We start from the raw sequence: 19,915 nt of genomic DNA on the forward strand, positions 1-19,915 counted from the left end.
ATCAGTCCAGACGGTTCAGAATGAGGAATTCGAGCAGGGCTTTCTGGGCATGCAGGCGGTTTTCGGCCTCGTCCCATACCACAGAGCCGGGATGCTCCATCATGTCGGCGGAAATCTCTTCACCCCGGTGGGCCGGCAGGCAGTGCATGAACAGCGCATCCTTGTTGGCCTGGCTCATCAGTGCAGGGTTGATCTGGTAGTCCCGGAATGCCCGTTCCCGGGCCTTCTGTTCGTCTTCCTGGCCCATGGAGGCCCAGACGTCGGTTACCAGCAGGTCGGCGCCGGTGGCCGCTTCGCCCGGTGTGCGGTATACCGTCACCCGGTCGGCGTGGTCGGCCAGCAGTTTCGCGTCCGGCTCGTAGCCTTCAGGGCAGGCTACGTTCAGGTGGAAATCAAACTGTGCTGCCGCGTTGATGTAGGAGTGGCACATATTGTTGCCATCGCCAATCCAGGCCACGGTAGCACCCTTGATGCTGCCCCGGTGTTCCCGGTAGGTCTGCATGTCGGCGAGCAACTGGCAGGGGTGGAAATCGTCTGTCAGGGCATTGATGACCGGCTTGCTGGAGGCAGCGGAAAAACGCTCCACGGTTTCATGAGCGAATGTACGTATCATCACCGCATCCGCCATGCTGGAGATCACGATGGCAGAGTCTTCGATCGGCTCGCCACGGCCCAGCTGTGTATCACGGGGTGACAGGAACATGGCAGAACCGCCCAGCTGGGCCATGCCCGCTTCGAAAGACACCCGGGTACGGGTGGATGATTTTTCGAAGATCATCGCCAGGACTTTGTTTTTAAGGGAATCTCTGACGTTGCCCGCACGCCAGTCCCGGCGCAGGCGGGAGGCATGGTCCAGCAGGTCTTCAAGTTCGCTGGTGGACATGTCATTCAGTGTCAGGAAATGTCTTACTGCCATGGAAGGCCCCTTCAAGGAAACTCCGGAACGGATTGGTTCTGAAAAGGGCATCAAGTCTAGCCCTTCGCAACCGCTATGACAACGCTGCCCGGCAGGGCTTGCTCCGGATCAACCGGAGCCGCTTGGTGTGCGCTCCGGCAGGTGTGTACAATAGCCAACCAGAGCCGGAATGCGGCGCCCCCTATTTTCAATCAGAGGTGTATGTTCATGGACATCAATGAAACCATTAAAAGCCAGCTGGAAGAGAACCCGGTCATTCTGTACATGAAGGGTACTCCCCAGGCTCCGCAGTGCGGCTTTTCTTCCCGTACCGTCCAGGCCCTGATGGCGTGTGGCGAGCGTTTTGCGTTTGTAAATATCCTGGACAACCAGGAACTGCGTGAAGCCCTGAAAATCTACTCCAGCTGGCCGACCTACCCGCAGCTGTACATCAATGGCGAACTGCTCGGTGGCTGCGATATCGTCCTGGAGATGGCCGAAAGCGGTGAGCTGGCCAAGGTTGTTAAAGATGCGGTAAAGCAGGCCGAAGCCTGATCTGACCCTTCAGGTCCGTTTCGGGGTGAACACCAGTTTTACCTCGAAACGGTCCGATTCCTCTCCTTTCGGCTCCGGATAGGGGCTGGCGGCCAGCGCGGCCCGATAGGCGGCCTCGTCTATTCTTTGTATCCCCGTTGATCTGATTACCCGGGCCCGGGTCAGGGCACCGTTGGGCAGTAATGTCAGCTCAAGTTCCATACTTACCTGTTCCCCAAGCTGGGAGATTGCGGGTACCCGCTGCTGGTCCAGTTGTTCGGCCAGGTGGGTGGCCAGCAAAATCAGGTAGGGATCGCGCTCAGCGGGGGAGTCGGTGATCCGGGCAATGGTGTCGGCAGACTCCGGCTCGCCGGTGCGCGGGGCTGACTCGATGCTTGGCGTACTGGCCGGTGCTGGTGCCGGTTCCGGCCTTGGCGCGGGCTGGGGCGTTGGTTCGGGAGCTTCCAGGGCCGGCTCCGGGTCCGGTTTCGGATTCGCTGCTGGCCTGGAAGGCGCGGTAGTGGTGACGGCTTCGGGTGTGGCCGGTACTTCGAACTCGGGGTGGCGCGGCGGCTGGGCTGAGGAGCTGGCCGGGGTACTGGCCCGGGTGGCCTCAGAGGGTGAGCTGGCCAGACGGAAAACAACCCGGTGGCTGACCTCGCGGACTTCCTGCAAGGGGGCAGGAAGTCCGGCAAGCAACAGGGTGTGTGCCATAAAGGCCAGGGAGAGTGCCAGGGCCAGCCGGTAATGTACCGGAATTGCCGGGGCGGGTGGTGCTTTCTCCGGCATTACGATCAGGCGGTCTTGGAGCGCAGGCTGCCAACCATTGCGTTAAGCGCGCGATCGATGAGGGCACCCTGTTCCAGCAGTGTCAGCCGGCCTCTGCGCATTTCATGTGCCAGCTCTACCCGGGTTTTCTCGATCACCTTCAGGCCCATGCGGTTCACGAACACAAAACAGTCGGCTTCATCAATGATGGCGGACAGTTTGCAGCGGAAGCTGGTGCCGTTCACCAGGCTGAACTCTACCCAGTGGCCGATTTCCAGCTTGTCGAGCTGGGTAACGAACTCGGCGATGGCTGCGTCGTCCAGCTCCTGCTGGTGCTCGGCCCTGGAGTGCAGTGACATGGTTTCTTCCTGCACCGGTTCCGGTTCCTTGCGGGCCTTGATGGACGAGTTGGTGCGGAAGGCATCTGCCAGTTCGTGCTTGAGCTGGCCCATCATCTGGTCGAGCCGGTTGGCGTTGTAAGACACTTCTTCGAGCCCGGCGCGCAGGGTTTTCAGCAGGCCAGGTACAACCCGTACCCACTGGTCGCGCTCTTCGTCTTCTTCGTGGGGATGCAGGCACCAGATCAGGTCGTCGACCACCTTGGCGGTTTCCTGCCAGCGGTGCTCGGCATCGTCCCGCAGGTAGGCCAGGAACATTACCCGGCTCCAGCCGTGTACCAGGATGTCATGTGCGGATTCCGGCAGGTCGTAGCGGGCAACCTTTTCCTTCAGCAGGCGATCGACCGCTTCCTGGGCTTTCTGGGATTTGATGCGGCCGCGTTCGGATTCCCGGGTACGCTGCTCAACCAGTGAGGCTTTGCGGTTTTCCCGCTCCAGAAACTGCTCGAACTCCTGGTTCAGGGTTTCAAACAGGCTGATGTCGCCATCGAACTCGTTGAGGATACGATGCACCACGGTGTGGATCTGGTTGTACAGCTTGTCGCGGCTTTTCTCGTCGCTGCTGCTCCAGCCGATACCGGCGCGGGCCAGGGAGTTCAGGAGCTTGCGGGCCGGATGGGTGGCCTTGCTGAAGAAGCTCTTGTCCTTGATGACGACTTTCAAAATCGGGATCTGCAGGCGGCTGATCAGCACCTGCACCGGCGACGACAGGTTGTAGTCGTCCAGAATGAATTCGAACAGCATGGACACCAGGTTGATGAGGTCTTCATCCACCTCGCTCAGGGCAGCGGTTTTCTCGCCCTGGGCAGCATTTCGGGTAATCAGGCCCTGAATAACCTGGCGCAGGTCTACCGACACCGGTTCGCCGCTGCTGAGATCGCCGGACTCCGGCCACATCTGCTGTGCCGGCAGGGCGCCGAGCAGGTTCATCAGTTCCTGGCCACCGATCACCCGTACTGATGGATCGGCACGGCGGGTCGGCATGCCCGAGTTGGCCCGTTGCTGGGCGAGCATTTGACGGATCTGCTCAAACAGCGCGGAATCTTCTGCGCTGGGCTGGTAGCTGCTTTGTTGTTCCGGCGTGGCGCCCGACGGTTCCCCGGCCTTGGTGGTCGCGGCTTTCTGCTGGCCGGTTTTGCCGTGGTAGCGGAAATTGGGAATGATGCCCGCCTGAATCAGGATGCGGTTGGCTTCATCCAGCAGCATGCCCAGGTTGGAGACCACGTAGCGGTCAAATTGCTTGAGCACAATGAGCCGTTCACGAATCTGGATTTCCAGGGTCTGGATGGCTTCGACAAAGGCGCTGCAAAGGTGTTCCGGAGCCATGGGGTTAACCGGGGCAGTTTCGCTGGCATCCGGATAGACTTCGGTAAACCTGGCCTGAAGCTGTAGCAAGGGGCCTTGAAAGTGTGCCTTGGCCTTGCTGACCATGGCGTTCAGTGCCACCTGTTCTTCCAGGTCGTCGTCACCCACAAGGGACAGGCTGTCGGCATTTGTTGGCCGGGAAGCCTCTTCGGTGCGGACTTGACCGGTTACCGGTGGTGTCGCAAAGAACCGGGCAACGGCATTCTGGAAGTGGCGTTCGACGCCTTTACGCTTGATACGGATTTCCCGCATCGCCTCGAAGTAACGGTTTTGTTCATTGTTACTTCTGGAATTGTTTGCCAGCTCGAACAGGGAGTCGTCGACAGCATCGAACGCTCCCTGCAGTAAATCACCCAGCCCCGCGACAACGGTGTCACGGATACGGGCGACCTCCGGTGGAACCGGGCGGGTACTTGCCGCTTCCCTGTGTTCACGGAGGTAATGTATGCCGGACTGCTTTTTCATGGCCGACTCCTGTTTACGCCTTTAACCGGATACATGACCGAGCTGGGTTCTTGCCTGTTCTGATTTTGGTTAAATTTAGCGCATTTTACGCCGGAATGACATGATTAATCATCATTCCGGGGTCGGTTATGAGCCGGTGCTGCGCTTCTTCTTTTTTCGCGGGTGGACGATCGCGGCCTTCACCACGTTGTCCTTGATTTGCAGGACCTCCACCCGGTGGCCGTCTACTTTCAGGCAGACGTTGGTGTCCGGGATGTTCTCGAGGGTTTCGGTGATCAGGCCGTTGAGGGTTTTCGGGCCGTCGGTGGGCAGTTTCCAGCCCAGGGTTTTGTTGATCGACCGGACGGCGGCGCTGCCATCGATAATAAAGGTGCCGTTGTCCTGGGGAATGATGTCCATGGAGGTGGCTGCGAAGTCAGTGGTGAATTCGCCAACGATTTCCTCGAGGATGTCTTCCAGTGTGGCCAGCCCCAGTACGTCTCCGTACTCGTCCACGACAATGCCAAACCGGCGCCGGCCCTTCTGGAAATTCAGCAGCTGGGTGTTCAGCGGTGTGCTTTCCGGGATGAAGTAGGGTTCGGCGCACAGTTGCAGGACCATGTCTTTGTCGATGTCGTCCTGCTGCAGCAGGCGAGCGACGCTGCGCAGGTGCAGAATACCCTGGATGTTGTTGATGTCGCCGCTGAACACCGGAAGCCGGGTGTGCTGGCTGGTCTTGAGTTGCCGAAGGATGACATCGGTGTCGTCTTCCAGGTCGACACCGACCACTTCATTCCGGGGCACCATGATGTCGTTCACGGTGACGTTGTCCAGGTCCAGGATGCTCACCAGCATGTCTTTGTGCTTGGCAGGAATCAGGGCGCCCGCTTCATTCACCACGGTACGCAGTTCTTCCCGGCTCAGGTGATCCTCCGAAGCCTGGGCTGATGACACTCCGAGCAGTCGCAGGATTATGCCGGTAAACAGGTTGACGGCCCATACCAGCGGGTAAAGGATTTTCAGCAGCGGCCCCAGTACGTGGCTGGCCGGAAAGGCTATTTTCTCCGGGAACAGGGCCGCCAGGGTTTTCGGCGTGACCTCGGCGAAGATCAGGATAACGATGGTCAGCAGAACGGTGGCAATAGCGATGCCCGCATCGCCCCACACGCGAATGGCAATTACCGTGGCAATGGATGAGGCGAAGATGTTGACGAAGTTGTTGCCGATCAGGATAACGCCGATCAGCTGGTCGGTCCGGTTCAGCAGGTTCTGCGCCCGGCGTGCGCCCTTGTGTCCGCTTTTTACCATGTGTTTCAGGCGATAGCGGTTCAGGGACATCATCCCGGTTTCGGAGCTGGAAAAGAAGCCGGACAGAATGATCAGGCCGACGAGGAGGATGAACAGCGCCGTGAGCGATGTTTCGTTCAAAAGAGGAGCCCTTACGTTGACGACAAGTTGCGAAAATAGGGGGTGTGAAGCGCCGGTGTCAAGCGGTTTGCGGGATTACAGGCCCCGCTGAAACAGTACTTCCAGCACGAATTTGCTGCCGTAAAAGGCCATCATCAGCAGGGCGCAGCCGGCCAGGGTCCAGCGGCTTGCAGTCATGCCGCGCCAGCCCTTGGTGTAGCGGCCCACCAGCAGGCCGACAAATACGGCCAGGGAGAGCATGGAAAACAGGGTTTTGTGGGCCAGGTCCTGGGCAAACAGGTCTTCAATAAACATGGCGCCGGTAATAATGGCGAGGGTCAGCAGGACTACGCCCGCCCAGACCAGTTCGAACAATACCGATTCCATGGTTTGCAGTGGCGGCAGGTTGCGCACCAGCAGGCTGTTGTAGTTCTGCTTCAGCTGGCGGTTCTGGAAGTACAGCAGGGCGGCCTGAATGGCGGCCAGGGTAAACAGGCTGTATGCGGTGATCGACAGGGCGATGTGGGACAGCATGCCGTAGCTTTCATCCGGCACCAGTCGTGACGGCGTATGGGTGATCAGCGCCATGACTATGGTGGCCGCCGCCAGCGGATAAGCGCCCAGGAACAGGCTGCCCACCGGCTTGGAGAGATTCAGGCCCAGGAGCAGGAAAACGATCAGCCAGGCAATCAGTACCGAGCTTTTGAAGAAGCTGAAATCGAAGCCGCCATCCAGGTGGACCGTCTGGGCAATGAGCAGGCCGTGGCCTATCAGTGCAAGTACGCCAATCAGGGTGGTCAGTGCCAGGTTGCTTTGCACCTTGCCACGAAAATGGAGGGCCTGCAGGGCAGTGCCGACGCTGTACAGGAAAAGTGCGGTAACCGCGAGGATCAGCGTTCCCATGACGTCCTTTATGTTTGCCTTTTAACGTGAAAGCGGCGTGGAGTTGTTCAGAGGCTCCGTAGTCTGGGTATAATGTCGCGATTATGCAACAGGAATCAAGCGGCCGGCGCCGGCTTCTTGATTTGTGTGAACAATTTCTCCGGGGTACGGAAGAGCAACATGTTTGAGAATCTCCAGGACCGGCTATCCGGCAGCTTGCGCAAGATCTCTGGTCAGGCGCGCCTTACCGAAGACAATATCAAGGAAACCTTGCGTGAAGTGCGCATGGCCCTGCTGGAGGCAGACGTTGCGCTGCCGGTGGTCAAGGCGTTTATCGAAGGCGTGCGCGAGCGGGCCATCGGCCAGGAAGTGCAGCGCAGCCTGACGCCGGGCCAGGTATTTGTGAAAGTCGTCCAGCAAGAGCTGGAGCGGGTGATGGGCGAGGGCAACGAGTCCCTTAACCTGTCTACCCGGCCGCCTGCCGTCATTATGATGGCGGGTCTGCAGGGTGCTGGTAAAACCACCACCGTGGCCAAGCTGTCTCGCTTCCTTAAAGAGCGGCACAAGAAATCCGTGCTGGTGGTCAGTGCCGATATCTACCGCCCGGCGGCCATTCGTCAGCTGGAAACCCTGGCGGGTGAAGTGGGTGTCGAGTTTTTCCCCAGCACCACGGACCAGGACCCGGTCGACATCGCCAACGGCGCCATCGAAGCGGCGCGCCGCAAGCACATTGATGTGGTGATTCTGGATACCGCGGGCCGCCTGCACGTTGATGAAGACATGATGGGTGAGATTGGCCGCCTGCACAAGGCGGTGAATCCGGTGGAAACCCTGTTCGTGGTAGATTCCATGACCGGTCAGGACGCCGCCAACACCGCCAAGGCCTTTAACGATGCGTTGCCGCTCACCGGCGTGGTGCTGACCAAGACTGATGGTGATGCCCGCGGTGGTGCGGCCTTGTCGGTTCGCCACATTACCGGCAAACCGATCAAGTTCCTGGGTGTGGGCGAGAAGTCCGATGCCCTCGAGCCTTTCTATCCGGATCGGGTGGCTTCCCGCATCCTGGGTATGGGTGATGTGCTCTCCCTTATAGAGGAAGCAGAGCGCAAGCTGGACAAGAAGAAGGCCGAGAAGCTCACCAAGAAGATCAAAAAAGGTAAGGGCTTTGATCTGGAGGACTTCCGGGACCAGCTTCAGCAGATGAAGAGTATGGGTGGTATCGGCGGCCTGCTGGACAAGCTGCCGGGCATGGGTCAGATGGCCCAGATGGCGCAGCAGCAGGTCAATGACAAGTCTGTAGGCCAGATGGAGGCGATCATCTGCTCCATGACGCCGAAAGAGCGCCGTTACCCGGATGTGATCAATAATTCCCGCAAGCGGCGCATTGCAGCCGGTTCGGGTACGCAGATCCAGGATGTGAACCGTCTGCTCAAGCAGCATAAGCAGATGTCGAAGATGATGAAGAAATTTGGCAAAAAAGGCGGAATGGCCAACATGATGCGCGGTCTTGGTGGTATGATGCCGCCCGGCGGCGGTGGTGGCATGCCCCCGTTTGGCCGTATGTAAAAAGCCTTACATATAAAATGGGGAAACCACGCGTTTCCCTGTTTTCATTGGCGCGTTTTTGGCATAGAATAGCGCCCCTTTCGAGTATGGGTCTTCTCGTCAGCCGTTCTCGGCATGACGTGAATCGTACAAAGTTCGTACAACAGAACAGGATATTGGTCGAAATGGTAACAATCCGTTTGGCTCGTGGCGGCTCCAAGAAGCGCCCGTTCTACCATCTGACAGTCACTGACAGCCGTAACTCCCGTGACGGCCGTTTCATTGAGCGTGTTGGTTTCTTCAACCCGGTTGCCCGCGGTCAGGAAGAGCGTCTGCGCGTTGACCGTGATCGCGTTGAGTTCTGGCTGGGCCAGGGTGCTCAAACCAGCGATCGCGTTGCCCAGCTGCTCAAGACTGCTGAGTAATTGCAATCTGATACCGGGGTTTGACAGGCATGGCACAGCATCCACAGGAAACTGTGATCGGCCGGATCACCTCGGTGTTCGGGGTCAAGGGTTGGCTTAAGGTCTTCTCTTATACAGATCCCAAAGAAGGAATACTGAACTACCGCGACTGGACCCTGGTTCTGGACGGCAAGCGTATTCCTGCAAAGCTTGAGGAGGGTCGCCGCCAAGGGCAGGGGATCGTCGTCAGGCTTAAAGGTATTGATGATCGTGAGCTGGCCCGCAGTTATGGCGGTGCCGAGATCCGGGTTCCGACCGAGTTGCTGCCGGAGCTTCCCGAAGGGGAGTTCTACTGGCATCAGCTGGAAGGCCTGGAAGTGTTCACGGTTGACGGTGAGTGTCTGGGTAAGGTGCATCACCTGCTGGAAACAGGCTCCAACGATGTCCTGGTGGTGCACGCGACAGCGGGCTCCATTGACCAGCGCGAACGGCTCATTCCCTATCTGCCGGATCAGGTAGTTCAGGGGGTGGATCTTGAAAGCTCGCGCATGGTGGTGGACTGGGATCCGGAGTTCTGACGGGTGTGGATTGGCGCAGTCAGTCTGTTTCCCGACATGTTTTCTGCGGTGACAGATTACGGGATTACCGGCAGGGCAGTTCGTGAAGGTCTTCTGACCTTTAACAGCTGGAACCCCCGGGACTTCACGCATGATCGTCACCGTACTGTGGATGACCGGCCTTATGGCGGCGGCCCCGGGATGCTGATGAAAATCCAGCCCCTGCGGGATGCTATCCATGCGGCCCGGACATCGGCACCCGGCAAGGCCTGTGTGGTCTATCTTTCGCCCCAGGGTGAAAGGCTGGATCAGTCGGTAGTGGAGTCTCTCGCTGCCGAACAACAGCTGATTCTCGTTGCCGGTCGTTACGAGGGCGTTGATGAACGCCTGATATCGGCGGAAGTCGACCGGGAAGTGTCCCTGGGTGATTTTGTGCTCTCAGGTGGCGAACTGGCGGCGATGGCTGTGATTGATGCGGTAACACGCCTCATCCCCGGAGCGCTGGGTCATGCGCAGTCAGCAGAGCAGGACTCCTTTGCTGACGGTTTGCTGGATTGTCCGCACTACACCCGGCCCGAGGTATACGAAGGTCAGGCGGTGCCGGAAGTTCTTTTGGGCGGTCACCATGAACAGATCCGGCGTTGGCGATTGAAAGAATCGTTGAGGCGAACCCGGGAGCGACGCCCCGACCTGCTGGAACAGCGGGTGCTTACGGAAGAAGAGCGTCAGCTTCTGGATGAAATTTTGAACGAACCGGGTGCCTCTGAATCATCAGGGCATTGAAAGATTGGGTATCAGGAGCATTACGATGAGCGGCAAGAACAACATCATCAGTCAACTTGAAGCAGAACAGATGACCAAGGAAATCCCTGCGTTCGCGCCGGGTGATACCGTGGTTGTACAGGTTCGCGTAACTGAAGGTAACCGTGAGCGTCTGCAGGCGTTCGAAGGCGTTGTTATCGGCAAGCGCAACCGTGGCATGAACTCTTCCTTCACTGTTCGTAAGATCTCTTACGGCGTGGGTGTTGAGCGTACTTTCCAGACCTTCTCCAAGCTGATCGACAGCGTAAGCGTGAAGCGTCGTGGTGACGTGCGTCAGGCCAAGCTGTACTACTTGCGCGACCTGTCTGGTAAGGCAGCTCGTATCAAGGAAAAGCTTAACTGAGTTTGGCCTTCCGGCCAGCCAGTTTGAAAAAAAGCAGCCTCAAGGGGCTGCTTTTTTTGTGCTTTAATGCTGCCCAGACAGACATTAATGAGGTAATACCTTGCCGCGGCCGGATGACGAGCAGCTGATCAGCCAATTCTCGGATGCCATATGGCTCGAGGATGGTCTGGGTGAGAAAACCCGCCAGGCCTATGCCAGTGACCTGGCCCGGCTTTCCGGATGGCTGGAGCAACAGCCCGGAGCGCCCAGCTTGCGGTCCGCTAAAAGGACCGATCTTCTGGCCTGGATGTCCCGTGGGCTGGCGGAGGGCCTGAAAACCAGTACGGCAGCCCGGCGGCTTTCCGGTATCCGGCGTTTTTACCGGTATTTACTGCGGGAAGGTCTCATCGCCGAAGATCCTACCTTGCGAATCGACAGCCCGAAGTTGCCCCGGCGTTTGCCGGATACCCTTACTGAAGCCGATGTCGAGGCGCTGCTGACTGAGCCGGATCCGGAAATACCGCTGGAGTTGCGGGACCGGGCCATGCTGGAAATCCTGTATGGTTGTGGGCTGCGGGTGTCGGAGCTCACCGGGCTGACCGTAGACCGGGTGAACCTGCGCCAGGGCGTAGTGCGTATCAGCGGTAAGGGCGGCAAGGACCGGTTGGTGCCGCTGGGTGAGGAGGCTATCGACTGGCTGCTAAGCTATATGAAGGAAGCCCGGCCGGAATTGCTCAAGGGCAAGAGCAGTGATGCCTTGTTCCCCGGTAACCGGGCCAGTGCTATGACCCGCCAGACCTTCTGGTACCGGATCAAGCACTACGCGGTGCGTGCCGGTATCCGCAAGCACCTGTCGCCCCACACCCTGCGCCACGCCTTTGCCACCCATTTGCTCAACCATGGTGCAGATTTACGGGTAGTGCAGATGTTGCTCGGGCATTCTGACCTTTCGACCACACAGATCTATACCCATGTGGCCCGGCAACGGCTGCAGGATTTGCACCAGGCCCATCATCCCCGTGGCGGTGACTGATCTCGGGGTGAACTTTTGCCGGGGCGCCCTGTCGCAAGGTTCGGGAATGATGCCGGTAGTTGCGTACGAAGGCCCCGGGCAAGCAAAATGCCTGAATCTATTAACCGGAAAAGGTAGTTTCTGATCCATGAATCTTAAAATTGCGGCCGCGGTAACCGGCCTGATGATGTCCTTGGTGGCAGTGCCCGCCGTGTTGGCCGGTGAAACCGAAGACGCCATCGCCAAGCGGCTGACTGATGCGGTGCCGGGCCTGAAGATCAGTTCCGTGCAGAAATCTGAAGCGGAAGGCCTGTACGAAGTGCAGAGCAGTAACGGCGACACCATTTATACCACGGCCGATGGCGCCTACCTGTTCACCGGCGACCTGCTCAAGATTACCGACACCGGTATTGCCAACGTGACCGAAGAGTCCCGGGCGACCAGCCGTAAGCAGCAAATGGCAGCCTTCGGTAAGGAAGGGTTGATCTCTTACCCTGCCGACGGCGAAGAAAAAGCGGTTATCGATGTCTTTACCGATATCGACTGCCCCTACTGTCGCAAGCTGCATGACGAAGTTCCCCAGCTCAACAGCTATGGCATTACCGTCAACTATTACGCCTTCCCTCGATCCGGCCCCGGCACAGCGTCGTTCCGCAAATATGAGTCGGTATGGTGTTCGGACGACCAGCAGGCGGCCATGGATGCTGCCAAGGGTGGCAAAAACGTACCTCAGCAGAGCTGCGATAACCCGGTTGCAGACCAGTACCGCCTGGGTGGCCAGGTCGGTGTAACCGGTACCCCGGCAATTCTGCTGGAAGATGGCAACATGGTTCGCGGCTATGTGCCGGCCAGGAACCTGGCCGAAGGTCTGGGTCTGCTCTGACCCGTTATCGGAGCCGCAGCGCGGCTCCGGACTTCCTGTGTGACTTGTGACCGATTCAGGGCTTATTCAGCGGGCCCTGAACCGGTATACTATCCGGCCTTATTGCAATCCATCAGCACCCCGCATCGGGATCAGAGGTGAGAGCTTGAAAGACGTAAATGTCGGAATCTGCGGATTGGGAACCGTTGGCGGAGGTACATTCAATGTCCTGAAACGCAATGCAGCGATTATTGCCGGCCGTGCAGGCTGCAACATCCGTGTTGTCCGGGTAGCCAGTCGCCGCAGCCGGGATGACCTGGCGCTGGGCGATGTGCCCTTCAGTACCGACATTTTTGATGTGGTGAATGATCCTGCCGTTGATATTGTGGTTGAGCTGATTGGCGGCTATGACGCCGCCAAAGAGCTGGTACTGGCTGCTATTGCCAACGGCAAGCATGTGGTAACCGCCAACAAGGCGCTGATTGCCGTTCATGGCAACGAGATTTTCGAAGCCGCCGAAAAGGCCGGTGTGGTTGTTGCCTACGAAGCTGGCGTGGCCGGCGGTATTCCTGTCATCAAGGCCGTGCGCGAAGGCCTGGCGGCCAACCGCATCGACACCATTGCCGGCATTATCAATGGCACCGGTAACTACATCCTGACCGAAATGCGTGCCGGACGGCCCTTTGAAGAGGTGCTGAAAGAAGCGCAGGCGCTGGGTTACGCGGAAGCTGATCCGACCTTTGATGTGGAAGGCATCGACGCCGCCCACAAACTGACCATCCTGGCCGCGTCCGGTTTTGGTGCGCCCCTGCAATTCGACAAGGCTTTCACCGAAGGCATTTCTGCGCTGACCCCGAACGATATTGCCCACGCTGAACTGCTGGGTTACCGGGTAAAGCACTTGGGTATTGCCCGCCGCCGTGAAGACGGCATCGAGCTGCGTGTGCATCCGACCCTGGTGCCCAAGAGCCACCTGATTGCCCAGGTTGACGGTGTTCTGAACGCTGTTCTGGTGGATGGCGATGCGGTCGGCCAGACCATGTATTACGGCCCCGGTGCCGGTGACGAAGCCACGGCCTCTGCGGTGATTGCCGATGTGGTCGACGTTGCCCGTGCGGTAGCCAGCAACAGCCAGCAGCGAGTGCCTTATCTGGGCTTCAGCCCGGATGCACTGGAAGACCTGCCGGTATTGCCGATGGAAGATGTTCAGTCTGCCTACTATCTGCGCATCCAGGCCTTTGACCACCCGGGCGTGCTGGCCAAGGTGGCGTCGATTCTGAGTGAGCATGGCATCAACATCGAATCCATCATGCAGAAAGAATCCGAATTCAAGGATGGCCGTATTCCGGTCATCATCCTGACCCACACGGTTCAGGAGCGCCAGATGAACCTGGCCATCGAGGAAATGGAAGCCCTGGCCGACGTTGACGGCAAGGTTGTCCGCATCCGCGCTGAAAACTTTAACTGACAGGTACGCACGTGAGATACATCAGTACACGGGGTGAAGCTCCCGCTCTGGGCTTTGAAGACGTTCTTCTGACCGGACTGGCCACCGATGGCGGCCTGTATGTGCCGGAATCCCTTCCGCACTTCAGCCTGGAAGAAATCCGAAGCTGGCGTGGCCTGCCGTATGCCGAACTGGCCTACAAGGTCATGTATCCGTTCGTGGAAGATGCCATTCCGGCCGATGACTTCCGCAAGATGCTGGACGAAACCTACAGCGTGTTCACGCACCAGGCCGTCGCGCCGCTGGTACAGCTGGATACCAACGAGTGGGTGATGGAACTGTTCCGTGGCCCCACGCTGGCGTTCAAGGACTTCGCCCTGCAGCTTCTGGGTCGCCTGCTCGACTATGTTCTGGAAAAGCGTAACCAGCACGTGGTGATCATGGGGGCTACCTCCGGTGATACCGGCTCGGCTGCTATTGAAGGCTGCCGTCGCTGCGAGCACGTGGATATCTTCATCCTGCATCCGCACCAGCGGGTGTCTGAAGTACAGCGCCGCCAGATGACCACGGTGCAGGGTGATAACATCCACAATATCGCAGTCAAAGGCAACTTCGACGACTGCCAGCGCATGGTGAAGGAGAGCTTCGGCAACCAGTCCTTCCTGGGCGGCAAAACCCAGCTGGCGGCGGTGAACTCCATCAACTGGGCGCGGATCATGGCCCAGATCGTATACTACTTCCAGGCATCCCTGGCCCTGGGTGGCCCGGACCGCAGCATGGCGTTCTCGGTGCCCACCGGTAACTTCGGCGATATCTTTGCGGGCTACCTGGCCAAGAAAATGGGCCTGCCCATCAGCCAGCTGGTGATTGCCACCAACCGCAACGACATCCTGCATCGCTTTATGAGCGGCAACAAGTATGAGCAGCACCAGCTGGAGCATACCCTGTCGCCGAGCATGGATATCATGGTGTCCAGCAACTTCGAGCGCCTGTTGTTTGACCTGCACGGTCGTGATGGCGCTGCCGTGAAAGACCTGCTGGAGCGTGCCGCCAAGGGCCCGGTCAGCATCGAAGACTATCGCTGGAAGCACGCCCGCAAGCTGTTCGACAGCGATGCGGTGGACGACAAGACCACCTGCGATACCATCCGGGAAATTTACGAGCAGAACGAATACCTGCTGGACCCGCACACCGCCATTGGCGTGCGTGCCGCCCGCAACTGCCGTCGTGACAGTGCCGTGCCCATGATCACCCTGGGTACCGCCCACCCGGCCAAGTTCCCGGACGCCATCGCCGAATCCGGCCTGAGCGTGAAGCCCGAGCTGCCGGCCCACATGGCCGACCTGTTCGAGCGGGAAGAGCGTTATACCGTTCTGGACAACAGTGTGTCCGAGGTGCAGGGCTTTATTGCCAAGCATTGGAAGAACGCCTGATCCGGCATGACTCCTAAAAAGATCCTGCGTCGCCCCCAGCCGTCCGATGTGGCGGGCTGGGGGCAAAACCTGCCCCCCATCCTTCGCCGTCTGTACGCCGCCCGCGGTGTGCACTCCGACGACCAGCTCCAGTACACCCTGAAACACCTGGCTTCACCGATGCAGCTTCGCGGCATTGATCGCGCGGTTGAACTGCTGGCCGAGGCCATTGTGCAAAAACAGCGGGTGATGGTGCTGGGGGACTTCGATGCCGATGGCGCCACCAGTACCTCTGTGGCCATGCTGGGATTGTCCATGCTGGGCGTGGCAGCCATCGACTTCCGGGTGCCGAGCCGCTTCTCCGATGGTTACGGCCTGACGCCGGGCATCATCCACCGGTTGCAGGAAGAAGGCGATTTGCCCGACTTGCTGGTGACCGTGGATAACGGCATCTCCGCCATCGAGGGTGTGCGTGCCGCCCGGGAGTTGGGTATCAAGGTGGTCATCACCGACCACCACCTGGCCGGTGACGAACTGCCGGATGCCGATGCCATCGTGAACCCCAACCAGCCCGGCTGCCCTTTTCTGAGCAAGAATGCCGCAGGCGTGGGTGTGATGTTCTATGTGCTGACAGCCCTGCGCAAACACCTGCGAGACAACAACCTGCTGCCGGACCCGGAGCCCAACCTGGGCAGCCTGCTGGACCTGGTCGCACTGGGAACCGTGGCGGACGTAGTACCGCTGGACCACAACAACCGGATTTTCGTAGAGCAGGGCATCCGCCGAATCCGCAAGGGCGAAGCCCGACCGGGCATCCTGGCCCTGCTGGAAGTCGCGGGCCGCGACTACACCGAGATCAGCGCTACCGACCTCGGCTTTGTGGTTGGCCCGCGCCTGAACGCCGCCGGCCGGCTGGACGATATGAGCATCGGCATCGCCTGCCTGCTCGCCGACAGCCGCGACGAAGCCCTGCGCCTGGCCCGGGAACTGGACAACTTCAACCGTGAACGCCGCAGCATCGAAAAAGACATGAAAGCCCAGGCTCAGGACCTGCTGGCCTCCATGTCCCTCGACATCGAAGGCCTGCCCTGGGGCCTGGCCCTGTTCGACCAGGACTGGCACCAGGGCGTGATCGGCATCCTCGCCGCCCGCATCCGCGAACAGACCCATCGCCCCACCATTGCTTTTGCACCCGACGACGACGGCGAACACCTGAAAGGCTCTGCCCGATCCATCCCCGGCCTGCATATTCGAGATGCCCTGGCTGTGGTAGACGCGAAGAATCCGGGCCTGATGAAAAAATACGGCGGCCACGCCATGGCCGCCGGCATGACCATCGCCCGGGACGACCTGGAACGTTTCAGCAACGCCTTCGACCAGGCCGTGCGTGACACGTTGAAACCGGAAGACCTGGAAGCCGCCATCACCACCGACGGCCCACTGGCCCCGGAAGAGCTGAACCTGGACACCGCCTACCTGCTCAAGCGTGCCGGCCCCTGGGGACAGCATTTTCCGGAGCCGGTATTTGACGGCGAATTCCGCGTGGTAAGCCAGCGCATTGTCGGCGAGAACCACCTGAAACTGGTGCTGCAGCCGGTTGAGGGCGGGGGCATTATTGATGGCATTGCCTTCAATACCGGGCCTGAGGTGCCGGACTTTACCCGGAGCGGGGCGCGGGTGGTTTATAAGCCGGATGCTAATACGTTTCGGGGGCGGACTAATTTGCAGCTTTTGGTGGATTATCTGGAGCCTTTGGGGTGATTTTTTTGGCCACTAAATCCGCGAAAGGACACGAAAAAATAAGGGGTTAAAAGATAAGGATTTTTTGCCACGGAAGACACGGAAAAACACGGAAAGATAAAACGGCAAATACGTAGCCGCAGACTCCCCGAAACATGTCTGGGCGCAGGGTGGGTGGGAACCTTTCCGGGAGTATCGAAAACATGGATGTTTTCGTTAAGCGTACATGGACGTATTCACAGCGTCTCCCGGAAAGGTTCCCGCCCACCCTGTGCCTGCACCAGAGCCGAAGCCTCAGGGTCGGGCTCGGAACTCAGATACTCCGTACTTTCCGCTTGCTGATTTAACCCGCAAATTCCGGTAGAATCCGCCCTCTGTTTTTATCGCACCATTTTCCAAAGCGAGACAAGGTTTCATGGAAATTAATCCCATAGTGACGAAGATCAAAGAGCTTCGCGAGCGCACTGAAGCGCTGAGGGGGTATCTTTGACTACGATCAGCGCAGTGAACGCCTGACCGAAGTCGAACGCGAACTCGAACAACCCACCGTCTGGGACGATCCCGAGCGGGCCCAGGCATTGGGCAAAGAGCGCTCAGACCTTGAACTGATCGTCAAAACCATCGACAACCTCACCAACGGCCTGGCAGATGCAGAAAGCCTGCTCGACATGGCGGTGGAAGAGGACGACGAAGGTACCGTCCAGGAAATCGAAGCCGATCTCGAAGGCCTCGATAAAGAACTCGAGAAACTCGAATTCCGCCGCATGTTTTCCGGTGAAATGGACGCCAACAACGCCTACCTGGACATCCAGGCCGGTTCCGGCGGCACCGAAGCCCAGGACTGGGGCAATATGCTGCTGCGCATGTACCTGCGTTGGGCCGAGCGTCGTGGCTTTAAATCCGAGATCGTTGAACTGCAGGAAGGTGAAGTGGCGGGCATCAAGAGTGCCACCATTCACATCCAGGGCGACTACGCCTACGGTTGGTTGCGCACTGAAACCGGCGTACACCGCCTGGTGCGTAAATCCCCGTTTGATTCCGGCAACCGTCGCCACACCTCTTTCTCTTCGGTATTTGTATCGCCGGAAGTGGACGACAGCTTCGAAATCGAGATCAACCCGGCGGATCTGCGGGTGGACGTTTACCGTGCCTCCGGTGCCGGTGGTCAGCACGTCAACCGGACCGAATCCGCGGTGCGACTGACCCACAACCCGACCGGGATTGTGGTGGCCTGCCAGGCCGGCCGAAGCCAGCACCAGAACAAAGACCAGGCCATGAAGCAGCTCAAGGCCAAGCTCTTTGAGCTGGAAATGCAGAAGCGCAACGAAGAGAAACAGAAGGCCGAAGACTCCAAGTCTGACATCGGCTGGGGTAGCCAGATCCGCTCTTACGTGCTGGATGACAGCCGTATCAAGGACCTGCGCACCAAGGTGGAAACCAGCAACACCCAGTCGGTGTTGGATGGTGACATCGACAAGTTTATTGAAGCCAGTCTGAAGATGGCGCTGTAATCAGCGCCATTCACCCACACCCGGACAATCCCGACTTCTTAGTGAGCCAAAATGACTGAACACACCCAGAACGCTGCACAGCCCGAGGACAACAAGCTGATTGCCGAGCGCCGCGCCAAACTGGCAAACATGCGTGAGCAGGGCAATCCGTTCCCGAACGACTTCCGTCGCGATGCCACCGCTGCCGAGCTGCAGGAAAAATACGGTGACAAATCCAAGGAAGAGCTGGAGTCCCTGGGCATCAAGGTGGCCATTGCCGGCCGCATGATGCTCGACCGCAAGGCGTTCAAGGTGGTTCAGGACATGACCGGCCGCATCCAGATCTATGCCTCCAAGGATGTCCAGAAAGACACCAAGCACTGGGATATGGGCGACATCGTGGGCGTGCGCGGTACCCTGTCGAAGTCTGGCAAGGGCGACCTGTACGTCACCATGGAAGACTACGTGCTGCTGACCAAGTCTCTGCGCCCGCTGCCGGAGAAGCACAAGGGCCTGACCGACACCGAAGCCCGCTACCGTCACCGGTATGTGGACCTGATGGTGAACGAAGACAGCCGCCGCGTGTTCCATGCCCGGTCGAAGATCATCAACACCATGCGCCAGTACTTCACCGACCGTGACTTCATGGAGGTGGAAACCCCCATGCTGCAGGTGATCCCCGGTGGTGCTACCGCCCGTCCGTTTGTGACCCATCACAACGCCCTGGGTATCGATATGTACCTGCGGATTGCACCGGAGCTGTTCCTCAAGCGCCTGGTCGTCGGCGGCTTCGAGCGGGTGTTCGAGATCAACCGTAACTTCCGTAACGAGGGGCTGTCGACACGGCACAATCCCGAGTTCACCATGGTCGAGTTCTACCAGGCCTACGCCGATTACAACGACCTGATGGACCTGACCGAAGACATGCTGCGTACCATCGCGCAGAAAGTACTGGGCACCACCACCGTGGTGAACACCCGGGTACTGAAAGATGGCAGCGAAGAAACCATCGAATACGATTTCGGCAAGTCGTTCGAGCGCCTGACCGTGGTAGACGCCATCCTGCGCCACAACCCGGATATCACCCGCGAGCAGCTGGCAGACGACGCCCAGGCCCGCGAAGTGGCGAAGAACCTGGGTATCCACGTGAAAGATATCTGGGGCCTGGGCAAGGTGCAGATCGAAATCTTCGAGGCCACCGCCGAGCATCGCCTGATGCAGCCGACGTTCATCACCGAGTACCCGAAAGAAGTGTCGCCCCTGGCACGTTGCAAGGACAGCGACCCGTTCGTGACCGAGCGTTTCGAGTTCTTCGTGGGCGGCCGCGAGATTGCCAACGGCTTCTCCGAGCTGAACGATGCCGAAGACCAGGCCGAGCGTTTCCAGGCCCAGGTGGCGGAGAAAGACGCCGGCGACGACGAAGCCATGTTCTACGACGACGACTACGTGATGGCGCTGGAATACGGCCTGCCGCCGACCGCCGGTGAAGGCATCGGTATCGACCGCCTGGCCATGCTGCTGACCGATTCGCCGTCCATCCGCGACGTTATCCTGTTCCCGGCCATGCGCCCGGAGCACAAGGCCGAGCAGAAGCCGGAAGGCGAGTAAA

Annotated in this window: 18 protein-coding genes; 13 read left to right on the plus strand and 5 right to left on the minus strand. The window is 59.1% G+C overall.

Annotation, left to right across the window (positions count from 1 at the left end):
* Position 1 precedes the first annotated feature (1 nt).
* Entirely contained in the window at positions 2-916 is a 915-nt protein-coding gene (gene argF, locus B2589_RS08240) for an ornithine carbamoyltransferase (protein WP_286816224.1), read from the minus strand.
* A 207-nt stretch (positions 917-1,123) separates the two neighbouring features.
* On the opposite strand from argF, the gene grxD reads away from it, so the two are divergent.
* The gene (grxD, locus tag B2589_RS08245) at positions 1,124-1,450 is read left to right on the plus strand and encodes a Grx4 family monothiol glutaredoxin (protein WP_036219402.1); all 327 of its coding nucleotides are present in this window, start codon (positions 1,124-1,126) and stop codon (positions 1,448-1,450) included.
* A gap of 9 nt (positions 1,451-1,459) precedes the next feature.
* On the opposite strand, the gene B2589_RS08250 is transcribed toward grxD, so the two are convergent.
* The 4 genes from B2589_RS08250 to B2589_RS08265 all read right to left on the minus strand — a co-directional run bounded on the left by B2589_RS08250 (position 1,460) and on the right by B2589_RS08265 (position 6,714).
* The gene (locus tag B2589_RS08250) at positions 1,460-2,218 is read right to left on the minus strand and encodes a TonB family protein (RefSeq protein WP_286816225.1); all 759 of its coding nucleotides are present in this window, start codon (positions 2,216-2,218) and stop codon (positions 1,460-1,462) included.
* A gap of 5 nt (positions 2,219-2,223) precedes the next feature.
* Entirely contained in the window at positions 2,224-4,425 is a 2,202-nt protein-coding gene (locus B2589_RS08255; protein WP_286816226.1) for a DUF1631 domain-containing protein, read from the minus strand.
* A 126-nt stretch (positions 4,426-4,551) separates the two neighbouring features.
* Positions 4,552-5,832, minus strand: a complete 1,281-nt coding sequence (locus B2589_RS08260) for an HlyC/CorC family transporter (RefSeq protein WP_286816227.1) — start codon at positions 5,830-5,832, stop codon at positions 4,552-4,554.
* Between the two features lie 75 nt (positions 5,833-5,907).
* Positions 5,908-6,714 carry a cytochrome C assembly family protein gene (locus B2589_RS08265; RefSeq protein WP_094624664.1) on the minus strand — a complete coding sequence of 269 codons (807 nt, stop codon included), beginning with the start codon at positions 6,712-6,714 and terminating at the stop codon, positions 5,908-5,910.
* Positions 6,715-6,873: 159 nt separating this feature from the next.
* Here B2589_RS08265 and ffh point away from each other — a divergent pair, with 159 nt between their 5' ends.
* From ffh to lysS, 12 genes are all read left to right on the plus strand, one after another.
* Complete coding sequence (gene ffh, locus B2589_RS08270; RefSeq protein WP_022988903.1) at positions 6,874-8,259, plus strand: signal recognition particle protein; 1,386 nt, start codon at positions 6,874-6,876, stop codon at positions 8,257-8,259.
* 164 nt (positions 8,260-8,423) lie between these two features.
* Positions 8,424-8,663 carry a 30S ribosomal protein S16 gene (gene rpsP / locus B2589_RS08275; protein ID WP_058340306.1) on the plus strand — a complete coding sequence of 80 codons (240 nt, stop codon included), beginning with the start codon at positions 8,424-8,426 and terminating at the stop codon, positions 8,661-8,663.
* A 29-nt stretch (positions 8,664-8,692) separates the two neighbouring features.
* The gene (rimM, locus tag B2589_RS08280; RefSeq protein WP_022988901.1) at positions 8,693-9,220 is read left to right on the plus strand and encodes a ribosome maturation factor RimM; all 528 of its coding nucleotides are present in this window, start codon (positions 8,693-8,695) and stop codon (positions 9,218-9,220) included.
* A 3-nt stretch (positions 9,221-9,223) separates the two neighbouring features.
* Entirely contained in the window at positions 9,224-9,982 is a 759-nt protein-coding gene (gene trmD / locus B2589_RS08285) for a tRNA (guanosine(37)-N1)-methyltransferase TrmD (RefSeq protein ID WP_058340305.1), read from the plus strand.
* A gap of 25 nt (positions 9,983-10,007) precedes the next feature.
* Complete coding sequence (gene rplS / locus B2589_RS08290) at positions 10,008-10,364, plus strand: 50S ribosomal protein L19 (protein ID WP_022988899.1); 357 nt, start codon at positions 10,008-10,010, stop codon at positions 10,362-10,364.
* A gap of 100 nt (positions 10,365-10,464) precedes the next feature.
* Entirely contained in the window at positions 10,465-11,376 is a 912-nt protein-coding gene (xerD, locus tag B2589_RS08295) for a site-specific tyrosine recombinase XerD (protein WP_022988898.1), read from the plus strand.
* Between the two features lie 127 nt (positions 11,377-11,503).
* Positions 11,504-12,238, plus strand: coding sequence for a DsbC family protein (locus B2589_RS08300; protein WP_199456292.1), 735 nt, complete (start codon positions 11,504-11,506; stop codon positions 12,236-12,238).
* A gap of 145 nt (positions 12,239-12,383) precedes the next feature.
* Complete coding sequence (locus tag B2589_RS08305; protein WP_022988896.1) at positions 12,384-13,685, plus strand: homoserine dehydrogenase; 1,302 nt, start codon at positions 12,384-12,386, stop codon at positions 13,683-13,685.
* Positions 13,686-13,696: 11 nt separating this feature from the next.
* Positions 13,697-15,097 (plus strand): threonine synthase, encoded by a 1,401-nt coding sequence (thrC, locus tag B2589_RS08310; protein ID WP_199456293.1) that lies wholly within the window; start codon positions 13,697-13,699, stop codon positions 15,095-15,097.
* Between the two features lie 6 nt (positions 15,098-15,103).
* Complete coding sequence (gene recJ, locus B2589_RS08315) at positions 15,104-16,837, plus strand: single-stranded-DNA-specific exonuclease RecJ (RefSeq protein ID WP_286816230.1); 1,734 nt, start codon at positions 15,104-15,106, stop codon at positions 16,835-16,837.
* A gap of 394 nt (positions 16,838-17,231) precedes the next feature.
* Positions 17,232-18,327, plus strand: a protein-coding gene (prfB, locus tag B2589_RS08320; RefSeq protein WP_154707616.1) for a peptide chain release factor 2 whose coding sequence is annotated in 2 segments (ribosomal slippage) — positions 17,232-17,303 and positions 17,305-18,327 — 1,095 coding nt in all. Because the reading frame shifts where the segments join, the coding sequence is not laid out codon by codon here.
* Positions 18,328-18,378: 51 nt separating this feature from the next.
* A complete protein-coding gene (lysS, locus tag B2589_RS08325) occupies positions 18,379-19,914 on the plus strand; it encodes a lysine--tRNA ligase (RefSeq protein ID WP_199456296.1) in 1,536 nt (511 codons plus the stop codon).
* Position 19,915 lies beyond the last annotated feature (1 nt).

Source organism: Marinobacter sp. UBA3607 (assembly GCF_002375525.1).
In the GTDB taxonomy this organism is placed as follows: Bacteria; Pseudomonadota; Gammaproteobacteria; order Pseudomonadales; family Oleiphilaceae; genus Marinobacter; species Marinobacter vinifirmus.